This is a genomic window from Stygiolobus caldivivus, from assembly GCF_019704315.1.
GTDB classification, from domain to species: Archaea; Thermoproteota; Thermoprotei_A; order Sulfolobales; family Sulfolobaceae; genus Stygiolobus; species Stygiolobus caldivivus.
The window spans coordinates 1,722,063-1,735,089 of record NZ_AP024597.1; the positions used below are offsets into that span (position 1 = coordinate 1,722,063).

Sequence of the window (13,027 nt, forward strand, 5' to 3'; positions counted from 1 at the left end):
ACGGGCTGTATCATTTTAAAAACTTTTTTCTTTCTTCCTTATTTACGTGGCTATATTACCTTTCCGTACTGGTATTGACCGTTATACGTCTTCTCGGTAGGCTCTTCCAGTCTCATAAAGACTACGTGGTGTGTTGATGAGTTTTTCCGTATAGAAGATTTATAAAGACTAGTAACCGCTACCGTGATTTTACCCCTATAACCCGCGTCTATGACAGTAGGAGGGGCTATGAAACCGTTTCTTGCCATAGTGCTCTTTAAAGTCAATAAAGCTGCGAGGTCGCTGGGCATATTAAATTCCTCGCAAGACTCAAATAAGTATGTCTTAAGGGGGTCAAGGACAGCTGACTCACCGAACTTAATACTCTTTATTTCACTTTTTTTACTAGGTAATTCAGCTCCCCCTAGGACTTCATAGTAATACTCACCGCAGACTCTTAGGTCGTACCCGTTTTCCCTCACACTGTTTTGCTCGTAGTTTAAAATTACAGACCCTAATAGCCCCTTTATTAACTGGTGCGGTAGGATCATTAATTTAGAGTTTATAGCGTTGGAGTTTTAACACTTATATGTCATCCCGCGTTATTCTTTATCCACATCTTTACCTTATACTTTCCTTTGAGCTCCTCAGTTACCTCATACTGTATCTTTACACCGTTACAGTCCATAGTCGTTTTTATCTTGTCTTCAGAAAGTTCTAGAGACGGGGATGGACAATCGGACAAGTTAATCCCTAGACCAGAGATAAAGTTCTCTACTTTAGCCTTAGCATCATCTATACTAGAAGAGTAAAATTCGGTATAAATACCGTTATTACTAACTGAGGTAACCGTTATCCTTGATAATAATAAGTAGACAGTAAGCATTGATATCACTATACCTACTATTGAAAGTATCATAGTAAATACTGGTAAAATGTTACCTAATATTGGTGCTTTGATTACGTAGACGGAGACGAAAATATAAAGTGATGACGCAAGGACGGAAGAGATAAAAGTAGATACTAAACCCCTCCTAAGGTCTCTTTCAATAAAAGCGTCAATTAGACCAAATAATGCGGGACCTATCACCGGGATCCACCATAAGCCTATTGCAACTGGTATCTCGTACTGTAACTTCATACTGTCACACCTTCTCAACCATTACTTTTAAGCATTGTTTATAAAATTATAAAGAGATGTATTATTCGTACTTTTTATAAATTAGTTTATATAATAAACAAAGTTAAAAGTGTTTAAATATAATTTGAGGAAAACAATTAAAAAAAGGTTTACCTTGATAACAAGCCTGGTATTTAAAAACTATGCAAATTTAAAGTAAGGCTCTATCCCTTCAAATAAAGCACCTTCAAACACCTTAACCAGCATAAAGATCGGACTAGTTAAACTTTGTAAGGGCCTCTTCCCCGAACGTACCTCCATGAGCAGTAGTAAGGAAAATAAAATAGCTATGAGTCCCGCATATATGAAGGGTAACGAGTAACTTACTATATAAGCTAAGGAAGATACTATATACCCTATAGTCCACAGAGAGGCTTCGGTCAACGCAACTCTTATGGCACTCCTGAAACTCCTAGGATTTACGCCTCCTACTCCAGTGCTCAATACCGCTTCTGACAAACCATAATAAAACCCCCCGACAGATACGAGGGAGTTTATCACTACAGTTGAAAATATCAGCAACGAAATCGGTAGCGAATTTTTAGATTTCCACGATACCCACGTTAAGATTATGCCTACTATCTCCCCTATCTCGTAACTTAGCCAGACAGCTGATAATTCAAAGAACTTCACCTCATAAAGGAAGGGGAGGGCTAAAGACAAGGGAAATACAGAAAATATAAGCGGAAGTAAGTTAATATCCTCTTTTTGGAAACTCTCCCCTTCCGGATTAAGTTTGACCCAGTTTAACGGCAGTGTGGATAACATCATTATTGCCCCTGAAATTACAAAGACCGTCCTGACACCGGCATTAAGGACTATCATCCCCCCTATAACAGGTAGGACTAGTGCGGGTAACATCGATATTGCCCACGTCTTAGAAAATTGCTCTTTTTCAGCACTGCTAAGCGCGTAGTAGAAAAACGGGACGGATAACCAATATGAGTTGTAAAGCACTAACCCAATTACTGCTGCCAGTGGACTGTTTATCAACCCCATTATGAGTAATCCAACGCCAGAAGTCACTAGTGGTATTTTTATCATTAAGTTTACATTGGAGTTTTTAGCCAGTCGTAGTAGATTAATAAGGACTACGCCAACAATAGAACTTATTATATAACTAAGACCTATTAAGACCGGACTAGAAATAGAACTCTCAAGGAGAATAGTTAAATATGGAGAAAATAGATAGAGAGAGATCCCCCACAAAGTCCAGCTTATAGCTATATATTTTAACGTCCGCAATTCTCATCACCTCTATAGCTCTTCTCATCTCACTTTTCCTACTATATAATAAGACAGATAGTATAAATATTTTGCTGAAGAGTGGTCTCAGTATTCCTGAATCAAATTTTAAAATGTAATTAACAATATATTGCACATATCACTATTTATCTACAATTACAAATATCTTCTATAATTTATCTCAGTATATTAATATCCTCAAACAGTTAAATTTGCCTTTTTGTCATTAGATTCTGATGGAAAACGCTATAATTATCGTAGTAGGTGCTGATAAGCCCGGAATAGTAGCTGGGATAGCTACTAAACTGGCTGAAAATAACGCCAACATAATAGATATTTCACAGACCGTAGTCAGAGGGATCTTCGCAATGATCATGGTAGTCGACATATCCAAATGTAAAGTTAGCTTATCTGAATTAAGAAAACAGCTCCAAGAGAAGGGAAAAGAATTAGGAGTAGAAGTACATACTTACCACGAAGAAGTATTTAGGTATATAGAAAGGGTGTAGAGAATGAGGTACTCAGCAGATGAAGTAATAGAAGTCTTCAGGATGCTTAACGAAGAAGACCTCGATATTAGGTCCGTTACTCTAAGTATTAACACGTTGTATGCCATATCTGACGACATAGATAAGACCTTGAAAAAACTCGGATCTTTAGACAAGACGCTGGAGGAGTTCTCTTCAGCTGTAGATGAGGTATCGGGAAAATACGGAATTAAAGTAGTCACAAAAAGAGTAGCTGTCTCCCCTATCCAGTTCTTCTTAGAGGTCCTAGATGAAAAAGACGGCGTAGAAATTGCTAAGTTCCTTGATAAACTGGCTGAAAACAACAGGATCGATTATATTAGCGGTTATTCAGCCTTTGCCGATAGGGGGTTTACTAGGGGGGCCTTAAAGGTCATTACTACGTTATCCCAAGCCCTTAACTCCACTATAAGGCTTACTGGTATGATAAACGCCGCTTCAACCACCTCAGGAATGAACATTGAAGCTATCAAACTATTCGTAGATAAGATCTTTGAAATGCCTCCGTCTTCTTCCTCTAGAACTACCATAATGGCCAACGTACCACCCGATTCGCCTTTTGTCCCGTCCGCACATCACGGTTTAGGCATGCCGGAAGCTACAATAAATATTGCGGTGAGCGGACCGGGCGTGATTGAGGGTGCAATAAAGAGGAGTAGACCTAAAACTCTCCAAGAACTACACGACGTGATTAAGAGAGCAGCGTTTAAAGTTTCTAGGTTAGGTGAGCTAATAGGTAAAAGCGTAGCTGAAAAAATGGGGATAAACTTCACTACGGTAGACCTTTCTTTAGCACCGTCACCGAACGTAGGGGATAGCGTAGCTGAGATAATAGAATCTATGGGTATCGAAAAGATGGGCGGACACGGGTCTTTAGCCGCTTTAGCAATACTTATGGACGCCGTAAAAAAAGGTGGGGCAATGGCTACCTCAGCGATAGGAGGTCTAAGCAGTGCGTTTATCCCGGTCAGCGAAGATGCAATAATGGTCGAGAGAGCTCTGGAAGGTTATGTCGATTTTTATACCTTGATCGCCTTATCGTCTGTCTGCAATAGCGGTATAGACATGGTAGGGGTCAGTAAATCACAAGGTAAAGATAAGGTAATAGGCCTAATATCTGACGTCCTTGCACTTGCGATATCCCTGAATAAGATCTTGGGAGCTAGGATAATACCCGTAGACGCCCGCCCCGGGACCTATATAGACTTAGGAGGGCTCTTAGGTAAAATAGTCGTAATGAGGCTAAAAGATGTGGACGTAACGAGGTTTGCGTCCTATACCGGGTTTATCCCCAGCACGATCAAAAGGCTTGAACTGGGATAAAATAGGAGTTTGATATCTTACTCTAGGAGTCGTTGCGGTCTTAACTTTACTCACTAGTATAATCTTTTACCAACCCAACTCTTTCCTAATTGCCCCCTCGTACTGCTTTAGTTCGGGGGAAGACTTTACAAAATATTCAAAATACTCCCTGAAAATATCTAGTTCTTCTTTTGTCACAAACCCGTACTTTATCGCGTATCTTACATACTTCCACGCTCTATAGTTAAACATTAAGAGCTCAAGGTAGTACTCACGGTATTCAGGAGTTAAAATACCGCTCTTAAGAAGCCCCCTAAATATTTTCCCGTCAAAAAACCTCTCAAAGAAAATACCCACATACTGAGAGAAAAATTCTTTATCTAATATTGATGAAATCCTGCTAATCACTACCCACGCCTTCTTAGTCCTTATCTTCTTTATCAGCCCCGGTAACCTGGAATAGATTTCGCCTTCAGAGATCAGACCTACTTCAAGGAACTGCGGGATATAATACCAAGCTGTTAAATTACCCCTAGATAGTGCATTAAGGACGATTTCTTTAGCCCTCTTTTCTTTACTATGCTTTATAAGATATTTCCAAAAGTGCTTACGACGGACAGACCCTGACTTAATCGGGTACTCGTCTAGGACAGAAGCCGGGACTTTTAGATTAAGTCTTAAGACTACTTCCCATAAACCCTCATCAGTTACCAAAAGCTTAAACAGCTTAGAGCTATTTTCTACAAGTTTATCTAATACAATATCTGAGACCTCACTTAGCACTATCCACGCTTCAGGACTAATCAGAAGAGAATCTATAGATTCTTTATGGCTAATTATGAAATCCTTACCGATAAGACCTAATTTATATGCTGATACTATAACTTTCCAAGAAGCCAGTCTATTACCTATGTACACCTCCTTTGCTAAGTTATCTGCTAAACTTTTTGAGTCTTTGATACAAGGTATCAGCATATCTAAAACGGAGATATATTTATGAAAAAATCTAGCGTCCTTAACATAGTCGTCTACTTTATCACAAGAAGTATTAAGGATGAGCCTTACAGTGGTTTCATCGGGATAATATTGTAAAAGCTCGTCCAGTGACAAAGCCATTAAAAATGATCTGTTAACATAAAATTAAAATGTTAAATTTGATCCTTATCCAAAATAAGTCAAAATAAAAAAGAGTTAAGTCCTTAACTTCTTTTTAATCAGAACGTTAAAACGGTATACCCGTCGTCTACAAATTTCACTATTACATCAGCTCCCCTAGAGACCTCATTTACATACACTAGGTCTTCTTTACTTACGTTGTAGTTCTTCATCGCCATTTCGCACGCATATACAGTAATACCCATCTTAGTAAGGTTTTCAGAGGCCTTAGAAACCACATTTGATATCTCACTCTTCTTTGATAGGGCATTTATACCAGGGCCTAAGAAGACCATTTTTACGTCTTTAGCACCCATCATTTTTAACCCTTGAGCTACATTCACCGCGGTATTTACATTTAATTGGTCTTGAGATTTAACTACTAGTAGGAACTTGGCCATGAGGGGATATTACGTTTTTACTTTTTTAAATTTTTTTATTAAAAAGAAAATCCTAGTAAAAACCTCATTTCTCGCTATCCCTATCAAACTCACAATCCTTGCCAAGAAATCCTTCAAGAGATATAATAGGACGACCACAATTAAATACGCCACTGCATATACATAAGATAGAGTAAGTTGCTTGCTTAAGGAGTTTACAATGATGATATTCTTTTCTTTTATAGTGTTAAATTCTATGAAACCAAACGAATTGTTTCCAACCTTTCCTTTAACTGTCCAATACGGACTGTAGGCAAACGTAAGCAAAAGGTGCTTAGAATTAACACCACATACGAGGACTTCATTACCCTTTATCTTAAAATTAACCGGCACAAGGATTTTACTCAGATTTTCATTAAGGTTAATAACACTACTACTGGCATTAGTCTCATAAACATAAGAAGTATCCATTTTCACTTTATATATTAAGAACGGAGAGTAGTTTTCCACGAGTTTTACCAGTCCTAAGTGTTGAAGGACATTCAAAGACTCTGTGTAGTTATAAGGTGGAATATAGTCCATAGTTATGAAGCCCCTAGTCTCAGCGTCACATTCAATAACGATATACTTCACGTTAAATAACAATAACAGATCCTCGAGTTCTTCTACGGCAGAGGTAACGTTTTTCTGCCTATCGAGAAAATAAATTAAACAATTTAGCTTTACTGTTAGATTTTTAAATTCTCCGCTGGAGTAAGTACCACCAGCAAGCAGTGGGTGGGATAAAAAGTAGATGAAAATATTATTACCGTAATACCACGAAGTACCATACCACCCGCATACAGGGAAAGGTAACAATAAAACCGTGAACTGCCCTTTTTGGTTATTAAGATATTCCACAGTTTCTATAAATTGTTGGGGAATTGTTATCCTACCTTGGTTATAAGCCATTAGTACGGGGTATGGGAGAACAAGTCCTATGATAATAAAGGTTAGAAGGACAACTATTATTCCCTTTCTTACCGTCAGAAGGTTATCGAAAAAACTGGAGACCAGATAGGTAAAGGGTAAGGAGAGTACGGGAGAAAGGAATAGTGGTGAATCCCTTAAAGGTGCAAATAATCCGAAGTGCGATACCCCGTACTCGACCAACGGCTTAAAGGGAGTCGTTTCAGATGATAAAAACCCTACACCTATTAGCCAAATCAGAAAGAAAAACATTATATCGTTTTTATTTTTATTCCTCACTTTGATTATAGTTAAGCCGAGGAGAATAGGCACTATCAGCGAGAGTAACAAAATATATAGAGGATAAGCCGTATATCCGACAGCACCTAGAGTCCTAACAGTAAGTGTAAAGGGGACATATGACTGAATCCCAAGATACGTATAGTAGGAGACATTTGTAATTTTACTGAATGTCTCGATAGTAGGAGCTACTGCGATCTTAAGCCAATAAAGTTGCCCTAGAGTAACTGACGCAACTGTTAATGATACTTTCCAGATGTTCCTTAAGAAGTACGTTAGGAGTATAACTAAGTACAACCATATAAAAGGGAAAATATCACCAGAAGCAGAGAGGCTTATAAAAGATATTAAAGAAAATAGTAAGAAGAACTTACTAAACTGAGTTCTACACCTAGTATAATACACGACAAGATATGTGAGCAAAGGCAATGTAAAATAAACAAACTCATCGTTTAAGAAAATAGACGACGAAATAGAACTTGACGAAAAAATATACCATGTAGAAGAGTATATAAAGGCGCCTAAGAGTGAAGCAAGATTAGAGAAGTAGATTCTGTTAAGTTTATACGTGAAAATACTCCCGGCTAGCATCAAAGTAAGAGTGAAGACTTGCTCTCCGTAAGCTCCGAACAGCTCGAAAGGGACAGTTAACCAGACCACCCAGCTACCGGGGCTTAAAGAGGGTTGAAAGCCGTAAGGGTAGTTAGTATAAGGGTATACAGTCCCCCACTCCAGATAGTTTAAGCTCATATGTGGGTAAATAATAAAATCCTGGTCTCCAGAGTAAATAACATGCCCTTTAAAAATGAGAGACGAAACTAGCAAGTCCCATAGGAAGATCGAAAAGTATACTAATGCACTTCTCCCCGGTTTTATCTTTACCACGTCATCAGTTAACTTTTACTCCAATTTAAAGCTAATAGCAATTTAGGGAAAAACCTAGACTATCCCCTTAAAAACTCAATTATTTTAGCTTGAACTTTCAAAAACGTATTAGTATAAACGATAAACCTAAGAGGTGAGTAAAACATCCTCAATTTAACAATAGAAAGGAACATTAAAATGCTGACCCGCATAAGATCCTTCGAAATTTTACTATTAACTTCATCGTGATGATATTCTGCTGTTACCTGAACGATCTTGTACCCTCTTCGCTTAAAAGCGTAAATTAAATTAACGTCAAAGAGGAGGTCACTGATTATAAGTTCGTCAAGTACTTTTAAAGCCTTATCCCTACAGACGAGCTTAACACCTGCTTGGAAGTCCTTTATATCGCGGAGTGATGGGAAAAACAGTTTAACAGTAAGTTTAAAGGCCTTGTGCAAAAATTTGCGCAAATAAGTCTGTTCCCTGAAGACACGGTTGACCAACACCATGTCCGCGTCTTGTTTAAGCATCTCTTCGACAGTTGTCATAGACACCGGTACATCAGCGTCTATCAGTAGAACCTTTTCCGACCTAGACATTTGAATGCCCTTCTTTATAGAGCCTCCTTTACCCAACCTGACCTTATTTACCTCGATCACTGCCCTGTTATACCGCCTTACTATATCTGGTGTTTTGTCATTACCCTCAAATACTACTATAATTTGCGCATTAGGAAACTTAGAGGTCAATTGACGTAAAGCTCTGTCTATTCTCTTTTCCTCATTATAGGCAGGTATTATTATTGAGATCATAACTATTATTGCTTTAACTATCTCTGTGGAGTCTATATAAAGGTAGCTGATTACCAATTTAATTTAGAACAGAACCAATACTACCCAAAAGCCTTTTTCTTACGAAAATAAACATAGAATTATTTATTGTTAAGGATAGAATCCTCCCCACTAATACTGGAAGTCTGTTTAGCATTTATTGAAAAGTTTGGAATAGCGAGTATTACTTTAAACACTTATGTTATTTACTTATATCCTAATTTTATGTTAAGTCCCTTAGGGTTCGAAGCCTTAATCGTGAAATATATAATATCACGTATCTAAATCAAATTGCTAAGGCATCCCCTGCAAATTGAAATACTCTCTCCCGAATTAGTATAATTATACGCGTGTAATTAATCCAAATAAGTACTCGTCGGTAATAATAACGAGAATAACAGTAATATTATTAAGTTGTAAAAAATTAGTGAATAGGTGTTCCAAACAGCAATAGCCCGTGCAGTTCGCAAAACCCCCGCGGAGAATGGCTTTACCGAAACGCCTCCCCACCACGAGGTTAATACCCTTGAGCCACTCCCACAACTCCTCTAGTTCTCATATGTAGCCGGACACACCGCACTCGTCCACGACAACTACACCCCTCCCAGCTAAAGACACCAACTTATCCGACTCTTCCCTCTCCACCCTAGTTACGCTTTAAGCGTACTACACAGTACCATCTCCTCACCACATTCCCAGAACAGCAATGGTGCTGTCCAAGGCTCTGACACCGCCAACAATAACCATTTCTACATTCCCACAAGCTTACTAGGGGCTCCCAGTAGCCCTCCTCGTCCTCTCCCTTAGCAAAGGTGATACCGAGGACTGACCTCTTTCCGTCTGGTGCTATTCCTATGGCTATGATGAGTACTCCTTTCCTTCTCTACTTCCTCCATGACCTTAGTATCATTTTAGTAACTGCTTTAGAGTTTCAATAAGCCGGCAGTGTCTTCTAAATATATGGCCCCGCAATCACAAGAAACTTTTACTACCTTTAGTGATAGCGGGTCTAAAACAATCCTAGTATAGTGGGTTAATATAGTGGGTTAATTTGAACTAGACTTGCTCTGGATGTCTGCGGAAATTACTACACCTCCGGATAATGTGTAAAACGTCTATTTTCTCGATCATGTATCTGGGGGATTTGCATGGAAATTATTTTGTATCGAGATACGATATAAACACTTCTATTCAAAAATTTTCATATCTCGAATATCGATACGATTAACATTCTTCTATCGACGAAGTCTCACCTTTAATTAGTCTGGTTGAGCATTCTAACCCTCTCTGACTTAATTGATAAGTAGTAGGTTCTCTAATAGGGTGTAACGTCAGTAGTCCTCTTTTGATTAATTCTTTAATGCACCTCCTTACATCTCCTCTTAAGTGCCCTGGAAACCTCCTTAATATCACTTCTAAAGGGACGTGGGCAGATAATGAACCGTTGCTAGCATTATAGACTGCTACTAATCTTGCGTTAAGTGTCTCGATACTGCATTTAGCCATTTTCTGCCAGAATCATTTTATTCATAGCAAGATTTGTAAGTCTTTATCAGAAAGTGATAATCATGGAAAGTAAACAAGTGGAAAAGGAGTAGTTTTTGTAAGTAAGGTTTCCGTAACTAAGAGTAAGAAAAACAGGAAAGAATACATTACTTATAGGATAACCGTCCCTATGGATAAGACTAAGGAGCTAGGACTAAACGATGGAGACTATTTGTTAGTAAAGGCTAAGAAGGCTAAATGGTATCACCTCTTAAATTGGGAGGAAATGAAAAACGCTTACAACATGCTACCAGAGGACGTGAAAAAGGAAGTTGATGAACTGAATTATAAATAGGGTTTCGACATTTCCTTGGTCAAGAATATAATAGCTTTAGGTAAATCGGCCTCAGTTTTTGCGGTTTCCTCAACTCCCTAATTATAAGAAAGCGACTCTGTTCCATCAATAAGGTTTTATGTTCCATTTACGCATTTATAAAGAGGACGTAACTCTCTTTCAATTTTAGAGAAAGAATACGCCAAGGCCGGGATTTGAACCCGGGCCACAGGCTTGAGAGGCTAGATAGCGTTTCAGTGAAACGTCAAAAAGAAACGTGTTGTGTTGCACGTTGAAGTAGAAGTAGGATCACGATATGAAAGAAAAGTAGAATAGAATAGTAGCAGAAAACGTAAGGTGTTTCAAAGCGTTAACTCCCCAGTTAACGTCAAATTCCTTATTATCACTTAGCAAAATGTAATGGAATGTCTATATAGTTTAGACATTCTAGTGTTAAGAGAGTATAATATCTAGAATATGTTTCACTACATCATTTAATTTTAAATCCGAAGTATTCAATACTATCTTATCTAAGCCGCAGTTTTTAGGGAAATCTATAAAGCACTTTTTACTCTCATACCAATCATAAATTTCAAGTGCACTAGCAACAGTAGGCCCTTCTCGTGTTTCTTCATATCTTTTTCTAACCCTCTCTTCAATATCTTTCTTAGTAGCGGTAAGTCTGAATAAAAATATTTTAAATCCCTTCTGTCTTAATAGTTCAACCCACTCATTAGGTTTAGAAGTAGCACCGTCACCCCACGCTAACTCTATGAGTATACACTGCGGGTCTCTGGATAAAATATTCTTAAGGTTTATATATTTTCTATTATTACGCTGTTCTTCTTTGAAATCAAATCTGTCAAGGATTTCTAATTCACATTTAATATGATATTTGTCAAATAAAACCCTCTCTAATTCCTTTATTACTGTAGTCTTACCTGTACCCGGAGGACCCCTTATAATAATTGCAATCTTATCCATCAGCTTTCACATTAAGGTAGTATTTTTAATACTTCTTCAGCTAATGAGTCCCTTTTAATGTATGTGTATATTTCATAACTAATTAGTGCAACTGACAGTGCTATAAACATGTAAACTACATCTAAGACTAAAGGTAATATATCCTTAAATGGGTCATAAGTCTCAGTTATTCCGAATAGACCTATATATGTTTCACGAAAGTTTTTCATAAAGAAGTACATGGCAATTATAAAAATATTGAGTACAACCAGTGCTAATCCTGGATATATGGGATTATAAATTAAGGGAGTAGCGACTATCCTGGTCCTTGAATCTTGAGGGTATAAATAAAACATTATTTTCATTGTGTCTCTTTCAGCGGAAATCGTCTTGGGGTAATCTTCCGATTTTATCGTATACCCTGAAGCTAATAATATTCTTTTTAGTTCTACATACGCCGAATTAATATCCATGTTTACAATTCTTTCCTTCATTACTCTCACCGTTTAAAACATCTCGTCTTTTCCTTTAAGACAGTATTCTCTAAACTTCTTACCACCGTATTTTTGCCACGTACGGTAAATTAACCCTCTCTTATGCAGTCGTGTCAGATAAACTAAGAGTTCTTTCTTCGGGATTCCCGTCTTTTCCTCTAAGCGTTCTAAAGTTGCACATCCATGGGATAATATTATCAATATTTTCTCAGTATTCTGGAGTTTTTGCACAATTATATATCGTGAAAATTTTCCTTAATAAACCTTGAGTAGGATTAATAGATATATTAATTTCCTTACTGCGCTGCAAAAAACTCTATTGCTTAATCCCTCCCCTCAGGATTAACACATTTGTTAATGTTATTTCCCTTGACGCAAGAGCCCGCTCTTTTTCTTAAGAAATACGGGATCCGAGCAGGATTAACGACAACCCGAGGAGTGTACTCATAATTTTTTATCTCCCTCTCTAGTTTATTATCAGTGTTAAATATTATGGCCAGAGTAGACAGAGTTTATCAGCTGATTAAGCTCCTCCTTTACGTCGCTAAAGAGGAGGGAGTTGAGGTTACTGCAACAAAGCTACAGAAGATATTCTTCTTACTTGAGAAGGAGGGAGGAGTTGATTTAGGCCTTAAATTTACGCCTTGGTTCTTCGGCCCCTACTCAAGTCTACTTCAAGACTATATTGATAAGCTAATCGAAAAGGGAGACGTGAACGTTGAGGAGCAAGAGGTAAAAGACGTATTGAGCAATCAGGTAGTTGGGTATAAGAGGGTTTACGTCCTCAGTTCAGACTTTAACGCCAGTCAGGACGATAAGAGCATCGAGGAGTTCTTTAGAAAGTGGGTTAGGACGAGTAGAAGTGAGATTTTAAATTACGTATACAGAAAGTATCCGGAATACGCTAAGTATTCCCTAATTAGGGATAAGATTTTGGGAGCCCTTAATGAGTAAAAAGAGGAAATCGATTTTTGTGAAATTTATCAGCGACTCTCTAACGTTTCTTGATGCAGCACTTAGCATATACGACAAGTTGCA

Annotated in this window: 16 protein-coding genes; 4 read left to right on the plus strand and 12 right to left on the minus strand. The window is 37.9% G+C overall.

From position 1 onward, the window contains the following. Nucleotides 1–50: 50 nt before the first annotated feature. From KN1_RS08040 to KN1_RS08050, 3 genes are all read right to left on the minus strand, one after another. On the minus strand, nucleotides 51–530 hold the full coding sequence (locus KN1_RS08040; protein WP_221286924.1) for a dCTP deaminase: 480 nt from the start codon (nucleotides 528–530) through the stop codon (nucleotides 51–53). 41 nt (nucleotides 531–571) lie between these two features. Beyond that, nucleotides 572–1,120: a hypothetical protein gene (locus tag KN1_RS08045; protein ID WP_221286925.1), complete on the minus strand. Its 549-nt coding sequence runs from the start codon at nucleotides 1,118–1,120 to the stop codon at nucleotides 572–574. A gap of 180 nt (nucleotides 1,121–1,300) precedes the next feature. Continuing rightward, nucleotides 1,301–2,404 (minus strand): hypothetical protein, encoded by a 1,104-nt coding sequence (locus KN1_RS08050; RefSeq protein ID WP_221286928.1) that lies wholly within the window; start codon nucleotides 2,402–2,404, stop codon nucleotides 1,301–1,303. Nucleotides 2,405–2,640: 236 nt separating this feature from the next. Between KN1_RS08050 and KN1_RS08055 the strand changes: the two genes are divergently transcribed. After that, nucleotides 2,641–2,913: an ACT domain-containing protein gene (locus KN1_RS08055; RefSeq protein WP_221286929.1), complete on the plus strand. Its 273-nt coding sequence runs from the start codon at nucleotides 2,641–2,643 to the stop codon at nucleotides 2,911–2,913. Nucleotides 2,914–2,916: 3 nt separating this feature from the next. Further along, nucleotides 2,917–4,254, plus strand: coding sequence for a DUF711 family protein (locus KN1_RS08060; RefSeq protein WP_221286931.1), 1,338 nt, complete (start codon nucleotides 2,917–2,919; stop codon nucleotides 4,252–4,254). A 66-nt stretch (nucleotides 4,255–4,320) separates the two neighbouring features. Here the strand turns inward: KN1_RS08060 and KN1_RS08065 are convergent, their stop codons facing one another. The 6 genes from KN1_RS08065 to KN1_RS08090 form a co-directional block, all read right to left on the minus strand. Beyond that, a complete protein-coding gene (locus tag KN1_RS08065) occupies nucleotides 4,321–5,349 on the minus strand; it encodes a hypothetical protein (protein WP_221286933.1) in 1,029 nt (342 codons plus the stop codon). Between the two features lie 98 nt (nucleotides 5,350–5,447). After that, complete coding sequence (locus KN1_RS08070) at nucleotides 5,448–5,789, minus strand: DsrE family protein (RefSeq protein ID WP_221286935.1); 342 nt, start codon at nucleotides 5,787–5,789, stop codon at nucleotides 5,448–5,450. A 9-nt stretch (nucleotides 5,790–5,798) separates the two neighbouring features. After that, the gene (locus KN1_RS08075) at nucleotides 5,799–7,901 is read right to left on the minus strand and encodes a hypothetical protein (protein WP_221286937.1); all 2,103 of its coding nucleotides are present in this window, start codon (nucleotides 7,899–7,901) and stop codon (nucleotides 5,799–5,801) included. Between the two features lie 59 nt (nucleotides 7,902–7,960). Continuing rightward, nucleotides 7,961–8,695, minus strand: a complete 735-nt coding sequence (locus tag KN1_RS08080) for a glycosyltransferase (protein WP_221290605.1) — start codon at nucleotides 8,693–8,695, stop codon at nucleotides 7,961–7,963. Nucleotides 8,696–9,359: 664 nt separating this feature from the next. Then, nucleotides 9,360–9,578, minus strand: a complete 219-nt coding sequence (locus KN1_RS15115; protein ID WP_221290608.1) for a transposase — start codon at nucleotides 9,576–9,578, stop codon at nucleotides 9,360–9,362. A gap of 359 nt (nucleotides 9,579–9,937) precedes the next feature. Continuing rightward, nucleotides 9,938–10,219 (minus strand): hypothetical protein, encoded by a 282-nt coding sequence (locus tag KN1_RS08090; protein WP_221286938.1) that lies wholly within the window; start codon nucleotides 10,217–10,219, stop codon nucleotides 9,938–9,940. 169 nt (nucleotides 10,220–10,388) lie between these two features. On the opposite strand from KN1_RS08090, the gene KN1_RS14770 reads away from it, so the two are divergent. Next, the gene (locus KN1_RS14770; RefSeq protein WP_225905627.1) at nucleotides 10,389–10,553 is read left to right on the plus strand and encodes a hypothetical protein; all 165 of its coding nucleotides are present in this window, start codon (nucleotides 10,389–10,391) and stop codon (nucleotides 10,551–10,553) included. A 432-nt stretch (nucleotides 10,554–10,985) separates the two neighbouring features. Here the strand turns inward: KN1_RS14770 and KN1_RS08100 are convergent, their stop codons facing one another. From KN1_RS08100 to KN1_RS08110, 3 genes are read right to left on the minus strand one after another with little or no spacing between them, the layout of a single operon-like run. Continuing rightward, entirely contained in the window at nucleotides 10,986–11,516 is a 531-nt protein-coding gene (locus KN1_RS08100; RefSeq protein WP_221286941.1) for an ATP-binding protein, read from the minus strand. Nucleotides 11,517–11,527: 11 nt separating this feature from the next. Beyond that, entirely contained in the window at nucleotides 11,528–11,989 is a 462-nt protein-coding gene (locus KN1_RS08105; RefSeq protein ID WP_221286943.1) for a hypothetical protein, read from the minus strand. Between the two features lie 12 nt (nucleotides 11,990–12,001). Further along, complete coding sequence (locus KN1_RS08110) at nucleotides 12,002–12,220, minus strand: ORF80 family leucine zipper DNA-binding protein (protein WP_221286946.1); 219 nt, start codon at nucleotides 12,218–12,220, stop codon at nucleotides 12,002–12,004. Between the two features lie 261 nt (nucleotides 12,221–12,481). Between KN1_RS08110 and KN1_RS08115 the strand changes: the two genes are divergently transcribed. Beyond that, complete coding sequence (locus KN1_RS08115; RefSeq protein ID WP_221290609.1) at nucleotides 12,482–12,943, plus strand: conjugal transfer protein; 462 nt, start codon at nucleotides 12,482–12,484, stop codon at nucleotides 12,941–12,943. Nucleotides 12,944–13,027 lie beyond the last annotated feature (84 nt).

Coding starts and splice junctions, on each gene's coding strand:
- KN1_RS08070 (WP_221286935.1), bottom strand. CDS start 5,789: ATGGCCAAGTTCCTACTAGTAGTTAAATCTCAAGACCAATTAAATGTA.
- KN1_RS08080 (WP_221290605.1), bottom strand. CDS start 8,695: ATGATCTCAATAATAATACCTGCCTATAATGAGGAAAAGAGAATAGAC.
- KN1_RS08065 (WP_221286933.1), bottom strand. CDS start 5,349: ATGGCTTTGTCACTGGACGAGCTTTTACAATATTATCCCGATGAAACC.
- KN1_RS14770 (WP_225905627.1), top strand. CDS start 10,389: ATGGATAAGACTAAGGAGCTAGGACTAAACGATGGAGACTATTTGTTA.
- KN1_RS08115 (WP_221290609.1), top strand. CDS start 12,482: ATGGCCAGAGTAGACAGAGTTTATCAGCTGATTAAGCTCCTCCTTTAC.
- KN1_RS08105 (WP_221286943.1), bottom strand. CDS start 11,989: ATGAAGGAAAGAATTGTAAACATGGATATTAATTCGGCGTATGTAGAA.
- KN1_RS08090 (WP_221286938.1), bottom strand. CDS start 10,219: ATGGCTAAATGCAGTATCGAGACACTTAACGCAAGATTAGTAGCAGTC.
- KN1_RS08045 (WP_221286925.1), bottom strand. CDS start 1,120: ATGAAGTTACAGTACGAGATACCAGTTGCAATAGGCTTATGGTGGATC.
- KN1_RS08060 (WP_221286931.1), top strand. CDS start 2,917: ATGAGGTACTCAGCAGATGAAGTAATAGAAGTCTTCAGGATGCTTAAC.
- KN1_RS08100 (WP_221286941.1), bottom strand. CDS start 11,516: ATGGATAAGATTGCAATTATTATAAGGGGTCCTCCGGGTACAGGTAAG.
- KN1_RS08055 (WP_221286929.1), top strand. CDS start 2,641: ATGGAAAACGCTATAATTATCGTAGTAGGTGCTGATAAGCCCGGAATA.
- KN1_RS08040 (WP_221286924.1), bottom strand. CDS start 530: ATGATCCTACCGCACCAGTTAATAAAGGGGCTATTAGGGTCTGTAATT.